The sequence below is a fragment of the Faecalicatena orotica genome, assembly GCF_003149245.1.
Classification (GTDB): domain Bacteria; phylum Bacillota; class Clostridia; order Lachnospirales; family Lachnospiraceae; genus Faecalicatena_A; species Faecalicatena_A orotica.
Genome location: NZ_QGDL01000002.1, coordinates 357,277 through 377,842 on the forward strand (window position 1 = coordinate 357,277; position 20,566 = coordinate 377,842).

Sequence of the window (20,566 nt, forward strand, 5' to 3'; positions counted from 1 at the left end):
GGGAAAGGAACACGGACTATGCTTCTACAAATCCGCTGATATCACCATATGTGTAGTAAGCCTTCCCCTCTTCAGGTTTCAGATATACACAAAGCTTCCCGGCAGCCGAAAGCTCGGTTCCTTCAGCTTTGCATTTTTCCCTGATCTTGTCTATAATCTCCCTCTCCAGATATTCCTGATTCTGATATTGGATGAAGAAGTCTGTCTGCATGCAGGCCTTCGGATTGACGGATGGTGCCGGTTCAGATACTGGTGCGGCAAGTGTTGCGCCTGCATTGCCTGAGGTTACGTCACTTTGTCTCTTCAGTTTTTTCTTATCGATTCTTTTGCTCATCTTTCACTACTCCCTTTTCTATTATGTCTTATGGAATTATATTACTTTTATCAGGATAAGTCAAAGAAGCATTTGTCAAATTTCCATGAATCTGTATAGGAAATCGTGAAAAAATATAGTATAATAAAAAGAATATCAGAGCATAGCAGTATACGTCTGGAAGATGGCAGCTCTTTTACATGCTGAATAATTAATATGAGATGCCTTATGTTTTATGCAGGCGCGGAAGGATAAACAGGTGAATGATATGGTTGAAAAAGAAAAGATATATCCTCTGATTGTGGATGAAAGTGAAAATATAGCCTATATCTCTGATCCGGAAACATATGAAGTGATTTATCTGAATCAGGCTATGCGGGAAACTCTTGACCTGGCTTTGGGGGAAGATTATAAGGGCAGATATTGTTATGATCTCTTTCAGAACCGGAAAACCCCGTGCCCCTTTTGTACGAATGACCGCATAACAAAAGAGCGTTTTTATACATGGAAACATTATAATGAAAAACTGGGGAAATATTTTAAATTGCGTGATAAGCTTGTTGAGATCGACGGGAAGGATTACAGGCTGGAGATCTGCGTGGATATCACGGATAGTGAGGTACACAATAAAGATCTGGAGCGGCAGCTTTCTGCCGAGGAGACAGTTGTACAGTGTATTCATGCGCTTTCCGGGAATGAAGACATGGATGTGGCGATCCATAGTCTTCTGGAGATTATCGGGGGCTTTTACAGGGCAGAGCATGCATTTATCTATGAATGTAATTATTCTGAAAACACGGTGTCTAATACCTATGAATGGCACAGGAAAGATCTGATGTCCAGAAAGGAGAAACTTCAGGATATACCGATGGAGTATGTGGCCCAGTGGAAAGAGCATTTTGAGGAGGAAGAGGCGGTTTGTTTCCCAAAATACTGTGAAGAAGGGGAGGCCAGGCTGCCAGAGATACTTCAGGGGCTGGGCGTTAGGAGGCATATGGCGGCGCCGATCTGGGAGGAGACTTCTGAAAAGTATGGGGGTGAAAAGAAGATTGCCGGATTTATCGGTGTGGATAACCCGACGAAGGATATAGAACAGGTCAGCCTGCTTCATTCGGTTGCATTCTTTGTGAGTAATGATATTTACAAACGCCGGATGATTTATAAACTGAAGGATTTAAGCCATGTCGATGCGCTGACAGGATTGGGAAACCGGAATAGTTATCTGGAGAAAATCGAGGACCTGAAAGCTGCACACTTAAAGTCACTGGGCGTAGTATTCGTGGATATTAATGGTTTGAAGTATGCAAATGACCATTTTGGCCATCCATATGGAGATGAAATGATCCGGAGCGTGGCACAGGGGATACGGCGGTATTTCCCGGAATATTCCTACCGGATCGGTGGGGATGAGTTTATTGCATTGTATATAGACGGGACGAAGGAAGAATTTGAGGAGCGTCTGGACGGCCTGAGAGATTATGCGGAGGATGAATGTATCTGCGATTTCTCTATGGGGGTTAATTTTGGCAGGGGAAACGTCAATATTGAGGAACAGATTGGTTACAGCGACAGCATGATGTATGTGGAAAAGCAGGTCTATTATGGATCCGTACTGGATGGCAGGCGCCTGCAGCATAAAGCACTTGCCAGAAAACTGGTCCGTGACATCGAGGCAGGACGGTTTGAAATCTACCTCCAGCCGAAGATCAATCTGGAAACGGGCGCGATGGTCGGTGCAGAAGCACTGATGCGGCGTGAGGGCGAAGACGGAGAAATCCTTCTTCCGGATAAGTTTATTTCACTTTACGAAACGGAGGGCGTGATCCAGTATCTGGACTGCTATGCCTTCGAAGAAGTGTGTAAGCTGCTTCAGGAATGGATAAAAAGCGGGGGCACCCCGGTTCCGGTATCTGTTAATTTCTCACGGCTCAGCCTGATGGGAAGCCGCGTCGTGAACAGGCTTGCCGAGATCAGGGAACGGTATGAAGTACCGCCCGAGCTGCTCGTGATCGAAGTGACTGAGAGTGTCAGCCAGATGGAGCCAAGAGCCTTAAAGGGGCTGATGGAAGATTTTGAAAAGTACAAGTTTGTTGTATCACTTGATGACTATGGCTACCAGTATTCAAATCTGGCGATCCTTATTAACATGAATTTCGTGGAACTGAAGCTGGATAAAAGTCTGGTGGATGATCTGAAAAGTAATCCAAAGGCAAGGATTGTGGTTGAAAATTCGATTGATATGTGCAGGAGACTGAATCAGGTAATATCCACGGCAGAAGGTATTGAAAATGAAGACCAGCTAAATATCCTGAAAGAATTTCATTGTGATGTAGGGCAGGGGTACTTTTTTTCAGAACCGCTGCCCCGGGAAGTTTTTCTTGAGAAATTCGGGGGACACCACGTATTTTAGAAAAATACCGGGTGTCCTGCAAAAAAGGGCATGATTCAGACGTTCATCTGCTGAATCATCTTCATAAGCTCAATATCCTCTTCCTTTAATTTAATATTAGAGCTGTAATGTTTCCCTCCGGGAGATGTTACAGCTATTTCTATAATTGTGCCTTCCACAAGGGCATCCTGTGCAACCGCCTGTACAAACATTGGAAATTTCGGATGGTTACTGCGGAACTGGTCGATGCTGCTTTTGAACTTCTGGAGCATGGCAATCTGGTTCAGATTCATCTCTTTAACTCCTCTCTATATATTTTTGTTCAGGCATCTGAACAGTTATTAATATAAAACAATTTTCAGGGATTGGCAAGAGGGAAGGAGCGACACAGTCTGAAAAGGAACCCCCAGTGAAAGGCGCATGGAAAAAATAAGAAATACAAAAAAATTAAAAAAATTTTAAATTAGGTATTGCAATATAAAAAAAGGTATGGTATGATATCACTCGTGTCAGAGATGACGCGGGTGTAGTTCAATGGTAGAACACTAGCCTTCCAAGCTAGATACGTGGGTTCGATTCCCATCACCCGCTTATAAAGTACAGTCGGAATAATCCGGCTGTTTTTTTGTGCCCTTCTATGATATACTTGCTTTATACAGTTTAAAAGAAAAGAAAGAATATAGAGGAGGACATCATATGAATCAGGCGGCAATGTTTAAGCTGACGTACGGCTTATTTGTACTAACGGCAAAAGACGGGGAAAAGGACAACGGATGCATTATCAATACGGCGATGCAGGTGACGGCGGAGCCGAACAGGATCATTATTGTAGTTAACAAGCAGAACTATACGCACGACATGATTATGAAGACGAAGGAATTCAATGTTTCAATGATCGATACAGAGGCTGATTTTGAGCTCTTTAAACATTTCGGTTTCCAGAGCGGGAGAGATGTTGATAAGATGGCAGATTTCGCCTTTTCACGTGCAGCGAACGGGATCACTTATCCGGACAATATGGTGAACGGATATATTTCAGGAAAAGTGATTTCTGAAACAGATCTGGGAAGCCATACGATGTTCCTTGCGGATGTTACAGATGCGGAAATATTGTCCGACGCCGAATCGGTAACATATACTTATTACCACAAGAATATCAAGCCGGCTCCGCAGCCGGTGAAGAAAAAGGGGTGGATCTGCAAGATCTGTGGATATGTATATGAGGGGGAAGAACTTCCGGCCGATTTTATATGTCCAATCTGCAAGCACCCGGCCTCCGATTTTGAGCCAATACAATAGGAATAAAAGGTAATAGCCGCCCGGCCCTTAAATCTTACAATTTACAGGCAGAGCGGCTATCAGTATCTAGATAAAAAATTTCTTGAAATGTGTGTTGTGTCCTTTGGCCTTTTCAAGTATAATTATTTTATGTTTCAAAATCCGGCGTGATTCGACAAGGTGTGCCGGAATTCCATTTTGTCCAAATTGCGGACAGATATGGAAACAGAAAGTATAGTACAGCAAGAAAAGAGGAGTAACATGAATTGGACAGATAATGTAGTAATGCGGGCTTTGGGCAGACTTTGTGATTTTATGCTGCTGAATATTCTCTGGGTCGTATGTTCTATCCCGCTTGTGACGATAGGGGCATCGACCACGGCTCTTTATACAGTGATGCTGAAGGTCGTAAAGAATGAAGAAGGCTATATTGTAAAAGGGTTTCTGGGGGCTTTTAAAGAGAACTTTAAAAAGAGTACGCTTATCTGGCTGATTCTGGCCGTACTCGGTATCATAATCGGAATTGATTCCAGAGTGGCTGCAGGAATGTCGTCTACGATGAGGACCGTGTTCCAGAGTATTTTTATTATATTCAGCATTGTATGGCTCTGCGTAGTAATCTATGTGTTCCCGCTGACTGCCCGTTACGAGAACTCGATTCGGAATACATTTAAGAACGCCCTGATACTGTCAGTGGCAAAACTGCCTTATACACTGCTTATGCTCGTGATAACGGCGGGGCCTGTGATTCTGACATTTCTGAATACAAGTACCCTGATGATAGGGATTGCGCTTTGGATCGTGATAGGGGTGTCACTGGTCACATGGCTGAATTCTTATCTTATGCGCAAGGTCTTTGAGATCTTCCATAAGGATGAAGAAGAAAATTAAAAGAGAGGTTATTTTATCATGGGGAACAGAGAAAAGAAATTTAAGATGCAGATGACGAAAGATTCACTGTATGATTTTATGCTGCACCACTCCTATTCGGGATTAACCGGAATTTTTTCCATAGTTTTTTCCATTGCATTTTTGATAGCGGGGGTGGTGATGTATGCGGTTGGGAGAATCAGTATAAGCTGGATGATTGCACTGATCGTAATTGCCGCTGCAATGGCTTTTTCCACGCCGTTTCAGCTGAGGACCGATGCAGCAAGGCAGATGCGGAATAATCAGATTTACCGCGAGCCCGTTACATTTTCTGTTTCAGACCGGGGGATTGCTGTGATACAGAACAAGAATAAGAAGTTCTTTACATGGAAAGAGATCAGGAAGGTACGGATTACGAAAAAGGCAGCCGGTTTTTATTATGAGAGGCAGTATGCCCTTGTTATGACAAGAAAGGCGTTTGACGAGCAGGGCGTTTTGGAGATTGTACAGGCCAACATGCCGGAAAAGGATATTAAGATATTAAAATAAAGCAGGGATAAAGAACAAAAGGAGCCGCAGGGATGAATATTTTAGAGGAAAGAATTTTAAAAGACGGGATTGTGAAAGAAGGAAATGTACTGAAAGTCGACAGTTTCCTGAACCACCAGATGGACATCGATTTGTTTGACGAGATGGGGAAAGAGTTCAAGAGGCGTTTTGCGGATAAACCGATCAATAAAATTTTAACAATCGAGGCTTCGGGTATTGGCATCGCATGTGTCGTGGCACAGCATTTCCATGTTCCGGTTGTGTTTGCCAAGAAGGCAAAGAGCATCAATCTGGAAGGTGAGATGTATGTGGCCGAGGTGGAATCTTTTACTCATAAATGTAAGAACAATGTGATTGTGGCTCAGAAGTTCCTGTCACCGGATGACCATGTGCTGATTATCGATGACTTTCTTGCAAACGGGTGTGCATTGCAGGGACTGATCCAGATCGTACAGTCAGCCGGCGCCACGGTGGAAGGAATCGGGATCGCAGTGGAAAAGGGGTTCCAGACAGGCGGGCGCAGTATCCGTAATCTGGGATTCCAGCTGGAATCTCTGGCGATTGTGGAGAGTATGGACGCGAAGACAGGGAAGATTGTTTTCAGTGAACAGTAATATACAGAATCAGACAAGCACGAAGGGAGAAGTCATTATGGCCAGTAAAAATCAGGAACTTATTCATATGCTTAAGGATGTAAAGAAATCTCTTGTTTCAAAGGACCTCCGCGGGGAAGAGCTGGAAGAAATGGAAACTGCAGTGGGTAAATTGGAAGCGGTTGTCACTTATATTAATGATTGTACAGGCAGAGGGATTTATTTTGAGTAATCAGTTTCAAACACCTATATATGGGCTTGTCTTCGATATGGACGGGCTCATTTTCAATTCCGAGAGAGTCGTCCAGCGCTCCTGGGATTATGCGGGTGAAGTGCTGGGGTATGAAAGGTTCGGAGAACATATTTATAATACGATCGGGTTCAATGTGAAGCGGAGGGAAGCGTATTTCCGGGAGCATGTATGCCCGGACTTCCCGATGGACAGATTTTCTGTCCTGACACGTGAAAAGTACCACCAGATCGTGGACGAGGAAGGGCTGGAGGTAAAACCGGGAGCAGAAGAGCTTTTGAGATTTGCAAAGGAAGAGGGGTATAAGGCCGCTCTTGCAACTTCTTCCAGAAGGGCCCATGCCTCAAGCCTGATGGCAGAACACGGCCTTTTAAAGTATTTTGACGGTGCGGTTTACGGGGATATGGTTTCAGCCGGCAAACCAGACCCTGAAATTTACCAGAAGGCATGCGCCGGAATCGGTGTTGCCCCGGAGCATGCACTGGCACTGGAGGATGCCCCGTCGGGGATCCGTTCTGCCGTGGCTGCGGGAATGAGGGCTGTCATCATACCGGATCTGGTAGAGCCGGATCAGGAGATTCTGAACATGGCATGGCACAGGTATGATACGCTTTTGGATGTTCTTTCGCTGTTAAAGGAAGGAGAGACATGTTAAGGTCATATATCGCATTTGATTTGGAGACAACAGGGCTTCGCCCTGACCAGAATGAGATTATAGAGATCGGGGCGCTGAAAGTCCGGGACGGCAGGGTACAGGACCGTTTCATGGAGTTTGCATGCCCGAAGGAGGAGATATCACCCGTGATCACGAATCTGACGGGGATTACGAATGACATGGTATCCGGCGCAAGATGCAGCAAGGATGTGGTCCGGGATTTCCTCGATTTTTGTGAGGAGGATATCCTGATTGGGCATAACGTGATCTTTGATTATAGTTTCGTGAAGGTCTGCGCGCTTTCCCAAGGGCTTACTTTTGAAAGAGAAGGAATCGACACACTGAAAATTGCCCGCAAGGTGCATAAGGACATGGAGTCCAAAAGCCTTGGAAGCCTGTGTAACTATTACCATATCGACAATCAGGCTGCGCACCGGGCATATCATGACGCGCTGGCTACGGCGAAGCTTTACCAGACGCTGGCACACTATTTCGAGGAGAAGGAGCCTAAGCTGTTTCAGCCGGTAACCCTGAATTATAAACAGAAAAAGGAGACGGCTGCTACACCCAAGCAGATCGGATTCCTGAAACGCCTTATCCGCAACAATGGCGTGACTCTGGAATGGGATCCGGAGACGATTACAAAAAGTGAGGCATCCAGAATCATTGATGATATTTTAAATGGCGGGCGGAAATAAGAGTTCAGAAACAGGTTCATGGAAATTGAACATGTTTCTGAATTTTTTATTATATCCTGATTTACTGAATTTTCTTATAATGAACTCAACAGATACAACATAGGTTTTATCAAAAGGAGGAAGAAACTATGAAAAAGAAAAGATTGATTGCAGTTCTGTTGACAGCAGCAATGGCAGCGGGCCTTGTTGCAGGATGCGGCAGTAAAGGCGGGGAGGAAAAAGCCAAAACAGATGATAAGGGCGGCGGAAGCGGAAAGGTGTATTATCTGAACTTCAAGCCGGAGCAGGCAGACCAGTGGGTTGACCTCGCGAAGCAATATACAGATGAAACCGGGGTACAGGTAGACGTACAGACAGCAGCTTCTGGAACATACGAGTCACAGCTGAAATCTGAAATGGCCAAGGACGAAGCTCCTACGTTATTCCAGGTAAACGGTCCGGTAGGTCTGGCAACATGGAAAGACTACTGCTATGATCTTGCAGACAGTGATGTTTATAAAGATGTACAGAGCGATGATTATGTATTGAAGGAAGGCGATGAAGTTAAAGGAATCGCATATGTAATCGAGACTTACGGCATCATCTACAACAAAGCGCTGCTGAATAAATATTTTGAACTGCCAGATGCAGAAGTGAAATCGATTGATGACCTCAACAGCTTTGATGCTCTTAAGAAGGTTGCAGACGGCATTCAGGCACATAAGGATGATCTGGGCGTAGAAGGCGCGTTTACATCAGCAGGAATGGACTCTTCCTCTGACTGGAGATTCAAGACTCATCTGGCTAACCTGCCGATTTATTACGAATATAAGGATGAGGGAATCACATCTACAGATGCAATTAAAGGAACATATCTGGACAACTACAAAAATATCTGGGATCTCTATATCACAGATTCAACATGTGAACCAAACCTGATCTCTTCTAAGACAGGTGATGATGCGGCATCTGAGTTTGCACTCGGTGAGGCTGTATTCTATCAGAACGGTACATGGGCTTATAATGATATTAAAGACAATGAAGTAGCAGACGAAGACCTTGGAATGCTTCCAATCTACATCGGTGCAAAGGGCGAGGAAGATCAGGGACTCTGCACAGGTTCTGAAAACTACTGGTGTGTGAATAAGAATGCATCCGAAGAAGATATTCAGGCAACTCTGGACTTTATGAAATGGGTAGTTGAGAGCGATGCAGGACGCGAAGCTCTGTCAACTGAGATGGGATTCGTAACACCGTTTACTACTTTTGATGATTACCTTCCATCCAATCCGCTTGTAGAAGCAAACGACGAGTACACAAAAGCAGGCAAAACACCTGTAAGCTGGAATTTCACAACAATGCCTTCCGAAAACTGGAAGAATAATGTGGGAAGCGCTCTTCTGGAATACGCACAGGGAACCGGAGAATGGGATGCAGTGAAGACAGCATTCGTTGACGGCTGGGCTGAAGAATACAAGGCAGCAAACGAGTAGACCTGAAGAAATGGCATAGTAAAAAAGCTCCGGCAGTTCTGGCGGAGCTTTTTATCTAAGTGAGGAGTGAGAAGATGGAAAAAGCGATAAAGAAATATTTTCCGGTGTTTGTACTTCCTACACTGATTGCATTTACAATTGGATTCATAGCCCCGTTTTTGCTGGGAATCTATTTATCCTTTTGTAAGTTTACAACGGTGACGGACGGAACATTTGTCGGTTTGAAGAACTATGTTAAGATACTGGATGACCCGACCTTTCTGCATTCGATGTGGTATACGGCGCTGTTCACGGTTGCATCCGTGCTGCTTATAAACGTGCTTGCTTTTGCGGTGGCGCTTCTTCTGACAAAAGGAATTAAGGGGACGAATATCTTCCGTACAGTCTTCTTTATGCCGAACCTGATCGGTGGTATCGTGCTCGGGTATATCTGGCAGCTGCTGCTGAACGGTATTCTGGCAAAGTTTGAGCGGACACTGACATATTCATCCGTCTACGGGTTCTGGGGGCTGGTAATCCTGATGTGCTGGCAGCAGGTCGGATACATGATGATTATTTACATTTCTGGTATCCAGAACATACCGGGGGAACTGATCGAGGCGGCCAAGATTGACGGCGCAAGCCCACGGCAGATTTTAAAGAGCGTTACAATTCCTATGGTTATGCCGTCGATAACGATCTGTACATTCCTGACGCTGACAAACGGATTCAAGCTCTTTGACCAGAACCTGGCACTGACGAACGGTGCTCCGTCCAAGATGTCTGAACTGCTCGCCCTGAATATCTATAATACATTTTATGGAAGGACCGGGTATGAAGGCGTCGGACAGGCGAAAGCCGTTGTATTCTTCATCATTGTAGGCGTCATTGCAGTCTTACAGAATAAACTGACGAGGTCGAAGGAGGTGCAGCAGTAATGAATCCAAGAAAAACGAAACACGGATGGCTCTTGACCCTGATATTTACAATCATCAGCCTGCTGTACTTATATCCGATCGCGCTGGTTATTCTCAATTCTTTTAAGAAGAAGGCATATATCAGTAAATTCCCGTTTAAGATCCCGACGGACAATATGTTTGTAGGTCTGGAGAACTATGTACGCGGTATCGAAAAAACTGGTCTGCTCGAGGCATTCGGCTGGAGTTTGTTTATCACAATCGGATCGGTAGCTGTGATTATACTTTGCTGCTCAATGTGTGCATGGTATATCAGCAGAGTGCATACGAAGTTTACCAAGATCTTGTATCTGATGTGTCTGTTTGCGATGATCGTGCCGTTCCAGATGGAGATGTATACACTGTCCAAGATTGCAAACATGCTCAAACTGGGAAATCCCTGGGGGATTATTATTATCTATCTGGGATTCGGGGCGGGACTATCGGTTTTTATGTTTACCGGGTTCATGAAATCCATCCCGCTGGAGATCGAGGAAGCGGCAATGATGGACGGATGTACGCCGATCCAGACATTTTTCAGGATCGTTATGCCTGTCACGAAACCGACTTGTGTTACAGTCACCATCCTGCAGGCCATGTGGATCTGGAATGACTACCTTCTCCCGTCACTTGTACTGGATACAAGGAAGTATAAGACAATTCCGATCGCGGTGCAGTACTTAAAAGGCGGGTACGGCTCTGTAGATATGGGGGCAATGATGGGAACACTCGTACTGGCGATCGTGCCGATTATCATTTTCTATCTTGCCTGCCAGAAATACATCATCGAAGGCGTTGTCGCAGGGGCAGTGAAGGGCTAATAAGCTTGTAATCCTGAGTTATATGATTTACAATAAAAGGGACTCGTTAATATGGAAGCAGCAGTATTCTTCTGTCAGGTGTGGCAGAGGAATACTGCTGTTTTCGGACATGTAAAAGGGAATGGGAAATGATTACGATATTGATTGTAGACGATGAGAAACTGGAGAGAAACGGAATCAAATTTCTTTTGAAACGGGAGGAAGAAGAACTGGAGATCCTGGAGGCGGAAAATGGGAAGGCGGCCCTTGGGATTTTGAGCGCAGGGCCGGTTGATATTTTGTTTTCCGATATCAAGATGCCTTATATGAACGGACTGGAGCTGACGAAGAAGGCGAGGGAGATGTATCCCGATATGGAGATCGTGATCTTCAGCGGCTATAACGATTTTACATATGCAAGAGATGCACTGCGGTACGGTGTTGTGGATTACGTCCTTAAGCCGGTAGACCCCGCGGAGTTTCATAAAACATTTACAAGGATTACAGAGAAGCTTAAGGCACGGTTCGAACAGGAGAAAAAGCGGACTGTGGAAGAAAGTTATCTGAAGAAGTATTTTCTGCTGAATTATCTCTATACGGGAAATGAGGAGGAAGAACGGAAACTGGATGAAATAGCGGGCGGGGAGCTCGATGGATATGTGAGGATGATTCTTGCGGCGAGTTCCGATAATTTTTTCGAGACAGAGGAGGAGCATTTCGTTTCAAGCCTGAAAGAGCAGACCGGCAGGGCCTTTTTTTACCTGAACCTGAATTCGAATGAGTCCCTCTTTTTGTTCAGGGAGAAGTACGCGGATTATGAAATGCTTGCGAACCAGATGTACCAGTTCTTCCGCCAGCGTTACGATACGGAGTGCTATTTTGTGATCAGTGAAGAGACAGGGGATACCTCGAAGCTGCCCGGACAGTTCCAGCGGATGGAAGAACTTTTGGAGGAGCAGTTCTACCAGCCGAAGCAGCATGTGTTCACTGTGGGGCAGGAGCAGGAAGATGTTAGTACGGCGGCCGTGAAGGATGCAGAAATCCTCGGGAGCATTTCAGAGGATATCAAATATAAAGATATGACGCACCTGCGGCAGGATTTTCACAGGCTCGAACAGAAGTACCGCACGGAGAAGCAGTTTTCAGAGATGTATGTAAAATTTGTCTTTTCAAGCATTGTGAAAGAAATCTTTCAGGCCATGTCTTCTGATGCAGAAAAGGAACTGTCCAAAACCGTGGACAGGCTGTACCGCTGCAAGACAATCCGTGAGGTGCTGGATATTACCGAGAAGTCGATCCGGGAACTGGAGGCTTACCAGCAGGAGACGAATGAAGGATTCAGGAGAGAAATCACGCAGGTGAAAAGTTATATTTACCATAACTATGATAAAAACCTGAGTGTGGAGATGCTGGCCGAACAGGTTTACCTGTCCGCCGGTTATTTAAGTGCAGTTTTCAAAGAAGAGACCGGGATGAACCTGAACCGTTTTATAAGGGACGTGAGGATGAACAAAGCAAAGGAAATGCTGCAGGATACAAACATGAAGATTACGCAGATTGCAAAGTCGGTGGGATTTTCAAATACGTCTTATTTCTGCAGGAGTTTCCGGGAGTTCTTCGGGACTTCGCCGGAATCCTGCAGGCGGGGAGATGCGAATGAACAGGAAAATACTTCAGAAGTATAAAGATTTAAAATACCGCTACAAGATTGCGCTGCTTACGATCGCGGCGGGGATTCTGCCGGTTATTATCATTGTTGCCTACATGCAGACGGGTATGATCAGGCAGTTGAAGGAGCGGGAGACTGACAGTATGGATAAGTCAGTGAACCAGGCCGTGGAGAGTATCGAGAACCAGGTGCAGATCTATGAGAACCTGATTGATTATCTGTCGTATTCCCAGGATCTGCGCAATGTCCTGAGCCAGAAGGAGAGCCGGGACTATGAAACCTATATCCGCTATACGGATGTCGTTGACCCCCTCCTTGAGATGCCGCTTGTCTACCATCAGGAAATCAAGGGGATCACAATATATTCCGACAATATCGAGGTGGCGCACGGGACTACCCTGATTCCGATGTCTGAGATCCGTGATCAGGAATGGTATTCACGGCTGACAGGACGCAGCCTTCTGGAATGGTTTGTGAAGAGGGGGGCCGACCGTGAGATCGTGGCCGCGAGGAAGTTCTACGGGAATGAAGATATCTCGGCGGTCCTTGAGATGCGTCTGGACTATGCGAAAGTACTGGAGCCCTTCAGCAACCTGCTGAAGGACAATACGGGGGGACTTGTGTTTGACGCCGAGGGGAATGTCGTCTATTCCAGTTATTCGATGGAACCGGACTACCGGCCAGAGAAGGCGGAGTCTTTGGAATACCTCCGTGAGAATTACGTCTGTTCCGAGCAGAAGATGTCCAATACAGACTGGACGTTCTGCATATACCGCCCGGAAAAAATCATTACGAAATCCACATATCTTCTGGTTATGCGCAACATTCCCATTATCGGAATCTGCATTATCCTGCTTGCGGCGCTTAGTTATTTCTTTTCCAAAAGGCTTGTGTCCTGTCTGGAACGCCTGACAGAAAATATGAACCAGGTGCATCTGGGATTCCGCAAGGTAACTGTGCACAGTGACTCTAAGGATGAAGTCGGGACGCTGATCCGTTCTTTCAGCCGCATGATGGATGAGCTTGATAAGCTGATTTCAGAGGTATACGAGGCAAAGATCGAACTCCAGCATACAGAGATGCGTGCGCTTCAGGCGCAGATTAATCCCCACTTCCTGTATAACTCGCTGTCTATCATCAACTGGAAGGCAATCGAGGCAGGTGAGGATGACATCAGCAGGGTTACATTAGACCTGTCCACCTATTACCGGACAAGTCTGAACCGTGGGGAAACGATGACTACGGTTGAGAGTGAAGTGAACAATATCCGTGCCTATCTTCGGATCCAGCTGATCATGCATGACAACAGCTTCCGGGTAATTGAGGACGTGGATGAGGCGGTATTTGGCTGTGAGATTCCGAAACTGATTCTCCAGCCGCTTGTCGAAAATGCGATCGACCACGGTCTGGACCCTTCGGAAAAGGATGACAGGCAGCTGTGGATTATCGTGAAGGAAGAACAGGACATGCTGTCGTTTATTGTCAGAGATAACGGAAACGGGATGCCAAAGGATCAGGCAGAACAGATTTTGGGATATCAGTCTCCCGGATACGGCGTACATAATGTATATGACAGGATTAAACTGCTTTATAAAGAGAAGGGCAGTGTGACGATTGAAAGCAGAGAAGGGGAAGGGACCAGCGTGGAGATCTGTATTCCAAAACAGATAGACGAACCACAGGAAAGGAGCGGGATTGAGACGGCATGAGGAAAAAAAGGTGTAAGAAGCGCTTGAGGAAATCCCTGCTGACCAAGTGTTTTATTTCTGCGGGGCTGGCTGCGCTTTTGCTGGGCAGCTGTGGAAAATCGGAGGGACAGGAACGTACAGCTTCAAAGGCTGATGTTCCGGCCGCATCAAGGACAGAACAGGAAAAAAAGGATTCCGTCCAGATGGTGGAGGCTATCCACACACCGTATGGCAAATATCCCGAAACGGTTACTTATACACTGGGGAAAATATCAGGGGCGAATCACGCTAATCTTCCCGTCGGGGCGACCTATGAGGACAATGCATATACCCAGTATTTAAAAGAGATGCTGAATATCCAGAATAAGGATGTTTTTGAACTGGAGGATGGTTCTACATATGAACAGGCGGTGGAGATGGCTATCGAGGACAACGATATTCCTGATGTGCTGGTCATTAAAGGGCGTGACACCCTGAAACGTCTGGCAGACAGGGGGATGATCGAGGATTTATCCCAGGTATACGAGGAATGCACAACAGACCGTATTAAGGAAATGTATGAAAGCTACGGGGACGGACTTCTTGGTTCGGCAACATTTGACGGGAAGCTGTATGCATTTCCGGATACGGTAATTGACCACGGTACGATGCTGCTCTGGATGCGCGCCGACTGGATCGAGGAGCTCGGCCTTCCGGAACCAGAGACAATGGAAGATGCGATGGAGATTGCCCGGCGTTTTGTGGAAGAGGACATGGCAGGGGACAACAGTACTGTGGGGCTGGCCTGCAGCACGGAGCTGATCTCAGGGAGCAGTTCGACTTACGGGGCGGACCCGATTTTCACAGAGTTCGGTGCAGTCCCGGGCAAATGGACACTGGATGATACGGGAAATGTCGTCTATGGTTCTGTGATGGAAGAGACAAAAGCGGCCCTTGGCTATATGCACGAATTGTATACAGAGAAGATACTTGACCCGCGGTTCCTCCTGCGCAGTACGGAGAATCTGGACCAGATGGTAGCGGAAGGAAAGTGCGGCGCCCTGTTCGGTTACTGGTGGGCGCCAAACAATCCGCTGAGCACGACAAGCAAAGGGAACAGAGCAGCAGTCTGGAAACCCTATCTCTTAAGTGGGCAGAAAAAAGCTGTACTGGAGTCTTATAACGACTGGCAGTATGTGGTTGTGAGGAAGGGCTATGAACATCCGGAGGTAGTAGGGAAGTATGTGAGTGTCCTCTTTGACTATACGAGGTATGAGGATCTCAATGCCCACGATATTAATGATTATTTCTCCATGAATGTAGACCCTACTGCCCGGCCCATGAATATCAATGTGGATTACTGGGACAGCCTTTACCGGACAACTGCGAATATCAAACAGGTGATGGATGGGGAGATGCGCGTTCAGGAACTAAACGGGATGGAGAGAGCTTATTATGAGACAAGTAAATCCTATATGAACGGGACGCTGACGACTGTAAATGCATGGGCGGCCTATGCATCCCGGATTCAGGCGGTCAGCCTGCTGTCCGAATCCGGAAGGGGGACGCTGCCGCTGCCGATGGGGGATGCAGACGGGGAGATTCCGCATCATTTGAAAAGGCTGGAAACCGAAACATTCCTGCAGATTATCTGCGGTGAGAAGCCGCTTAATTATTTTGATGAATTTGTGCAGAAGTGGTATGAAGAGGGAGGCGCGGAACTGACCGCTACTGTTCACACCGTGCCGTGTACCTAGCTGCACGGCATCGGGAACGATAAAGTGATTGATTCGTACTTACAGAAGAGCAGTGATGTTATATTTGAAAATAAGAATTATTCCTGTTTTTGTTGACCTTATGATTTTCCGGGTTTATAATGAAATCAATATGATGCAGATTACATTTGGTAAAAGGAGGATACGGCATGGCAAAGTTTAAGTGTGGAGTATGTGGATTCATTTATGATGAGGAGAAAGAAGAGGTTCCGTTTTCTGAGCTGACGGCATGTCCGGTGTGCAGACAGCCGGTACGTGTATTCCAGAAGGAAGAGGGGGAAGAGGAGAAAAAGGAACATGAGATTCCGTCCGTTGAGAAAGAGCAGGACCCTCTCGCTTATTCCCCGGAGTTCTACAGAAAGGATGATTCCTGCCGGTATATGGAAGAGATCCACCAGATGGCAGTGAGCGGGAAATCCATCATCGAGGCGATGGGGACAAAGATGCCGATGCCGAATTGGGATGATATTCTCTTGCTGGGGGCACAGCTGAATCCTCCTCCGCTGGATGAACATGCAGAAGTCAATATTAAGACTGTGATCGGTAAGAATGCGAAGAAGCCGATGGTGCTGGACGGGCCTGTATATATTTCCCACATGTCGTTTGGTGCGCTCTCCAGAGAGACGAAGATATCGCTGGCAAAAGGATCGGCTCTGGCAGGGACGGCAATGTGCAGCGGCGAGGGCGGTATTCTGCCGGAGGAAATGGAAGCGGCACATAAGTACATATTCGAATATGTTCCGAATAAATACAGCGTGACACCTGAGAACCTGCGCAATGCCGATGCGATCGAGCTGAAGATCGGGCAGGGGACAAAGCCCGGCATGGGCGGCCACCTTCCGGGAGAAAAGGTTACTCCTGAGATTGCGGCGGTCAGAAACAAACCGCTCGGCAAGGATGTGATCAGCCCTTCAAAATTTGAAGAGGTCAATTCCAAGGAAGACCTAAAAGATCTTGTCACACAACTGCGCATTGCGTCAGACGGCCGGCCGGTTGGAATCAAGATTGCGGCGGGAAAGCTGGAGAAGGACCTTGAGTACTGCGTGTATGCTGAGCCGGACTTTATTACCATTGACGGCCGCGGCGGCGCCACAGGTGCAAGTCCGCGTCTTGTGCGTGATGCAACGAGTGTTCCGACTATTTATGCCCTGTACCGTGCAAAGAAGTATCTGCGCGAGCACGGCGCCGAAGATATCAGTCTTGTGATTACCGGGGGGCTCCGCGTATCTTCTGATTTTGCAAAGGCGATTGCAATGGGGGCAGATGCCGTGGCTGTTGCTTCCGCAGGATTAATCGCTGCGGCATGTCAGCAGTACCGTATATGCGGAAGCGGCAACTGTCCGGTAGGAGTTGCGACACAGAATCCGGAACTGCGGGAAAGACTGAAAGTAGATGCTGCATCGAGAAGGGTCGGAAACTTTTTAACGTGCAGTTTTGAGGAACTGAAGACATTCGCCAGAATCACAGGACATGAAGACATCCATGATCTGAGTACAGAAGACCTGTGTACGATCAGCAGGGAGATTTCCGAATTTACAGATATCCCCCACGCTTAGAAATGAGCGATAAGGTGCAGCAAAAGACAAAGGCATTACAAGAGGGAGCGTCAGAAGATGAATGAAGATACACCGATCCGCAGACAATTATTTTCAATACCTAACCTAATGGGCTATTTCAGAATCATATTGATTCCGTTTATTGTGTGGAGATATGTAACAGCAGAGACAATCAACGATTACTACGCGGCAGCGGTCATTATAGGGATTTCGGGCATTACTGACTTTCTGGACGGTTTTGTGGCTCGCAAATTCCATATGATTACGAAGGTCGGCAAAGCATTGGACCCGATTGCGGATAAGCTGACACAGGGAGCGATCGTGCTGGCACTTTCCTTCCGGTTCCGCTGGATGATACCTTTGATTATTTTGTTCATTGTAAAAGAAGGATTCATGGCCATCATGGGAATTGTTATGCTTCGCAGAGGAAAAATGCTGGACGGGGCAAAATGGTTCGGGAAAGTCTGTACGGCTGTCCTGTATGTGGTTATGTTCATCCTGATCCTGTTTCCGCAGATCCCGATGGGCGCGGCGAATGGAATGATTGCCCTTTGCGGGGTGCTGATGCTTTTCTCTTTTGTTTCTTATATACCTGTGTTCTGGAAGATGGCACACGATTCATAAATTCTTATAACTTGTTAAGAAATTCTTTTGATTCTTATGTAAGCCTCCTTTAGAAATCTGTTTTATTCTATAAACAGTTAAAGGAGGCTGATTCTATGAATATCCAAACATTAACTCAATATTTTTTGCAGTATGGTGCCTTTTTTATCTACCTGATTGTCCTTTTGGAGTATATGAACCTCCCGGGATTTCCGGCAGGCCTGATAATGCCGCTGGCGGGAATCTGGGCAGCGAAAGGAGAAATTAGTTTTCCGGTCGTGATGATACTGACTCTGGCAGCAGGGCTGACCGGGAGCTGGGTTTTATATTTCCTTGGAAGACTGGGCGGACCGAAAGTGATGGGATTCTATTTTAAAAAGTTCCCAAAACAGCAGGCCGTGATTGAAAATAAGATGGAGATGATCCGTGAGAAGGGAAGCACCGGTGTTTTTGTCAGCAAGTTGCTCCCAATGGTAAGGACGATCATTTCTATCCCGGCAGGTATGGTAAAAATGGATTTTATGAAATATACAATAAGCTCGGCAATGGGGATCTTTATATGGAACCTGGTATTTGTAGGGGCCGGGTATTTCTTCGGTGAAGCAGCTATAAAGGTTTTGGGATAAAGGAGGAGTAACAATGAGGATTGCAATGTTGACGAATAATTATAAACCATTTGTAGGCGGCGTGCCGATCTCGGTAGAGAGGCAGGCAAAGGAACTGGCAAAGCTCGGACATCAGGTGATGGTTTTTGCCCCTGAATATAAGGAGTTACCGCAGGATTGTGACGAGTACAGTGAGGAACACGTTATCCGGTACCGGACCAGCAGGCGGAAGATGGATAACGGAATGGTATATCCGCGTATGATAAGCAGAGAGATTCTCGAAGCATTTGAAACAGAGAAATTTGACTGCATCCATGTGCACCACCCGATGTATGTAGGACCGATGGCCCTGTACCTTGGAAAAAGATATAATCTCCCGGTAATCTATACCTACCATACGAAGTACGAAGATTATCTGCATTATATACGTCTTTTTGAAAATGTGGAGGAAAGAAGCGCTGCAAGGCAAAATGTTTACAGGTTCGGAAAGGAAAAGCTAGTACCCGGATATATGAAATGGTTTACGAATCAGTGTGACCTGATACTTGCGCCGACGGCCAGCATGCAGGAGGCTATGAGAAAAGGCGGGACAAAGACTCCCACGGCTGTTTTCCCGACAGGGCTGGAAGATTCATTTTATATTAAAGATGAAGAGAAGTCGGCAGAACTGAGGGAAAAGTACCTTCAGGGAAGAAAGCATCTGTTTTGTTCGGTATCCCGTCTGGAGGCGGAAAAGAATCCGAAGTTCCTGTTAAGAGGAATTGCAAGGCTGAAAGAGAGAATGGACGAATCTTTCAGGCTGCTTCTTATCGGCGAAGGAAGCATGAGGGACGAGTTAGAAGAAATGGCGGCAGAACTTGGTATTTCTGAAGAAGTTGTATTTGTCGGGAATGTAGAAAATACAGAAATGAAGCATTATCTGAATGCATGTGAATTATTCCTTTTTGCATCAAAATCAGAGACACAGGGAATCGTATTGGCAGAGGCTTTTGCAGCCGGGAATCCGGTAGTCGCGGTTAAGGCAACCGGTGTGGAAGATATCGTGGCAGATGGGAAGAACGGTTATATGACGAATGAAGATATTGAAGAATGGACGGGAAAAGTTCTAGAAGCGCTGAATGAAGAACGGTATCAGAAATTAAAACAGCAGGCAGAGATAACAGCAGCCGGTTTCCGCTCATCCAGTCTGGCAGTATATGAGGAACTGCTTTACACACAGTGTATCAATCAGAGAAAAGAAGAGGGAAGAGAATATGAGAATGAGGCAAATTGGGCAGGAAATCTTAGTGCATCTATTTACAGGTTATTTAAAGCTTCTTGAAAAAACGGTAAACGTACAGTGGGCCGAAAATTCCATGTGCGGAGGCAGCCAGATATTCGGTTTCTGGCATGAAGACAGTTTCTTTATGAATCTCGTGCTCGCGGAGCTGGCAAAGCAGACCAGCCCGGTAGATGTGATTGTGACCGCAGATACAAGGGGCGATTATATAGAAAAGATGATAAAGCGCTGCGGCGGCAGTGCACTCAGGGTTCCGGACGGCTTCGCAAGTTTCGGTGCATTGAAAGGAATTTTACAGAATGCTTATGAAAGGACACGTTCCATTGCAGTTGCACTGGACGGACCGCTGGGACCAAGACATGAGCCGAAGAAACTGGCATTCTACTTGTCAGAGCAGGCACAGGAGGATTTTGTCGGCATATCCGTTTCTTATTCCTCCAAGCTGCGTCTGGGCTGGAGATGGGATAAATACGTGATACCGCTTCCGTTTTCTACCGTAACAGTAGCTGCCCATAACTATGGAGAAGTTGATAAAAAGCATATTCCAGAGCTTCCTACAAGTGCAAATGCACCAGAATGTGGTATACTGGTAAAAGAAATCTAAGCAAAG

Annotated in this window: 21 protein-coding genes and 1 tRNA gene; 20 read left to right on the forward strand and 2 right to left on the reverse strand. The window is 46.3% G+C overall.

The features are described from left to right. Positions 1-16 precede the first annotated feature (16 nt). Positions 17-334, reverse strand: coding sequence for a DUF6465 family protein (locus A8806_RS05440; RefSeq protein WP_109730159.1), 318 nt, complete (start codon positions 332-334; stop codon positions 17-19). Positions 335-581: 247 nt separating this feature from the next. Here A8806_RS05440 and A8806_RS05445 point away from each other — a divergent pair, with 247 nt between their 5' ends. Further along, positions 582-2,723 carry an EAL domain-containing protein gene (locus A8806_RS05445; protein WP_109730243.1) on the forward strand — a complete coding sequence of 714 codons (2,142 nt, stop codon included), beginning with the start codon at positions 582-584 and terminating at the stop codon, positions 2,721-2,723. Between the two features lie 35 nt (positions 2,724-2,758). Here the strand turns inward: A8806_RS05445 and A8806_RS05450 are convergent, their stop codons facing one another. Beyond that, positions 2,759-2,995 (reverse strand): hypothetical protein, encoded by a 237-nt coding sequence (locus A8806_RS05450; RefSeq protein ID WP_109730160.1) that lies wholly within the window; start codon positions 2,993-2,995, stop codon positions 2,759-2,761. Positions 2,996-3,222: 227 nt separating this feature from the next. Here A8806_RS05450 and A8806_RS05455 point away from each other — a divergent pair. The 19 genes from A8806_RS05455 (at position 3,223) to A8806_RS05545 (ending at position 20,560) form a co-directional block, all read left to right on the forward strand. Then, a tRNA-Gly gene (locus A8806_RS05455) sits at positions 3,223-3,293 on the forward strand. Between the two features lie 105 nt (positions 3,294-3,398). Beyond that, positions 3,399-4,001 carry a flavin reductase gene (locus A8806_RS05460; protein ID WP_109730161.1) on the forward strand — a complete coding sequence of 201 codons (603 nt, stop codon included), beginning with the start codon at positions 3,399-3,401 and terminating at the stop codon, positions 3,999-4,001. 240 nt (positions 4,002-4,241) lie between these two features. Then, on the forward strand, positions 4,242-4,871 hold the full coding sequence (locus A8806_RS05465) for a YesL family protein (protein ID WP_109730162.1): 630 nt from the start codon (positions 4,242-4,244) through the stop codon (positions 4,869-4,871). Positions 4,872-4,889: 18 nt separating this feature from the next. Next, positions 4,890-5,399 carry a hypothetical protein gene (locus A8806_RS05470; protein WP_109730163.1) on the forward strand — a complete coding sequence of 170 codons (510 nt, stop codon included), beginning with the start codon at positions 4,890-4,892 and terminating at the stop codon, positions 5,397-5,399. A gap of 32 nt (positions 5,400-5,431) precedes the next feature. Continuing rightward, positions 5,432-6,013 carry a xanthine phosphoribosyltransferase gene (locus A8806_RS05475; RefSeq protein WP_109730164.1) on the forward strand — a complete coding sequence of 194 codons (582 nt, stop codon included), beginning with the start codon at positions 5,432-5,434 and terminating at the stop codon, positions 6,011-6,013. A 37-nt stretch (positions 6,014-6,050) separates the two neighbouring features. After that, positions 6,051-6,224, forward strand: coding sequence for a hypothetical protein (locus tag A8806_RS05480; protein ID WP_181368593.1), 174 nt, complete (start codon positions 6,051-6,053; stop codon positions 6,222-6,224). 37 nt (positions 6,225-6,261) lie between these two features. Further along, a complete protein-coding gene (locus A8806_RS05485) occupies positions 6,262-6,897 on the forward strand; it encodes an HAD family hydrolase (RefSeq protein ID WP_109730244.1) in 636 nt (211 codons plus the stop codon). Continuing rightward, the gene (locus A8806_RS05490) at positions 6,891-7,595 is read left to right on the forward strand and encodes a 3'-5' exonuclease (RefSeq protein ID WP_109730166.1); all 705 of its coding nucleotides are present in this window, start codon (positions 6,891-6,893) and stop codon (positions 7,593-7,595) included. Before A8806_RS05485 ends, A8806_RS05490 begins: the two co-directional genes overlap by 7 nt. 128 nt (positions 7,596-7,723) lie before the next feature. Further along, complete coding sequence (locus A8806_RS05495; protein ID WP_109730167.1) at positions 7,724-9,067, forward strand: ABC transporter substrate-binding protein; 1,344 nt, start codon at positions 7,724-7,726, stop codon at positions 9,065-9,067. Between the two features lie 74 nt (positions 9,068-9,141). After that, complete coding sequence (locus tag A8806_RS05500) at positions 9,142-9,984, forward strand: carbohydrate ABC transporter permease (RefSeq protein ID WP_109730168.1); 843 nt, start codon at positions 9,142-9,144, stop codon at positions 9,982-9,984. After that, positions 9,984-10,823 carry a carbohydrate ABC transporter permease gene (locus tag A8806_RS05505; protein WP_109730169.1) on the forward strand — a complete coding sequence of 280 codons (840 nt, stop codon included), beginning with the start codon at positions 9,984-9,986 and terminating at the stop codon, positions 10,821-10,823. The genes A8806_RS05500 and A8806_RS05505 overlap by 1 nt, the downstream gene beginning before the upstream one ends. 128 nt (positions 10,824-10,951) lie before the next feature. Next, entirely contained in the window at positions 10,952-12,487 is a 1,536-nt protein-coding gene (locus tag A8806_RS05510) for a response regulator transcription factor (protein ID WP_109730170.1), read from the forward strand. Then, positions 12,459-14,180 carry a sensor histidine kinase gene (locus tag A8806_RS05515; RefSeq protein ID WP_109730171.1) on the forward strand — a complete coding sequence of 574 codons (1,722 nt, stop codon included), beginning with the start codon at positions 12,459-12,461 and terminating at the stop codon, positions 14,178-14,180. The genes A8806_RS05510 and A8806_RS05515 overlap by 29 nt, the downstream gene beginning before the upstream one ends. Beyond that, complete coding sequence (locus tag A8806_RS05520; RefSeq protein WP_109730172.1) at positions 14,177-15,895, forward strand: extracellular solute-binding protein; 1,719 nt, start codon at positions 14,177-14,179, stop codon at positions 15,893-15,895. Before A8806_RS05515 ends, A8806_RS05520 begins: the two co-directional genes overlap by 4 nt. A gap of 167 nt (positions 15,896-16,062) precedes the next feature. Further along, entirely contained in the window at positions 16,063-17,469 is a 1,407-nt protein-coding gene (locus A8806_RS05525) for a glutamate synthase-related protein (RefSeq protein ID WP_109730173.1), read from the forward strand. Positions 17,470-17,526: 57 nt separating this feature from the next. Then, positions 17,527-18,093: a CDP-alcohol phosphatidyltransferase family protein gene (locus tag A8806_RS05530; protein ID WP_109730174.1), complete on the forward strand. Its 567-nt coding sequence runs from the start codon at positions 17,527-17,529 to the stop codon at positions 18,091-18,093. Between the two features lie 95 nt (positions 18,094-18,188). Next, positions 18,189-18,698: a DedA family protein gene (locus A8806_RS05535; RefSeq protein WP_109730175.1), complete on the forward strand. Its 510-nt coding sequence runs from the start codon at positions 18,189-18,191 to the stop codon at positions 18,696-18,698. A gap of 13 nt (positions 18,699-18,711) precedes the next feature. Next, complete coding sequence (locus tag A8806_RS05540) at positions 18,712-19,998, forward strand: glycosyltransferase (RefSeq protein ID WP_109730176.1); 1,287 nt, start codon at positions 18,712-18,714, stop codon at positions 19,996-19,998. Further along, entirely contained in the window at positions 19,931-20,560 is a 630-nt protein-coding gene (locus A8806_RS05545) for a lysophospholipid acyltransferase family protein (protein ID WP_181368594.1), read from the forward strand. Before A8806_RS05540 ends, A8806_RS05545 begins: the two co-directional genes overlap by 68 nt. Positions 20,561-20,566: the final 6 nt, after the last annotated feature.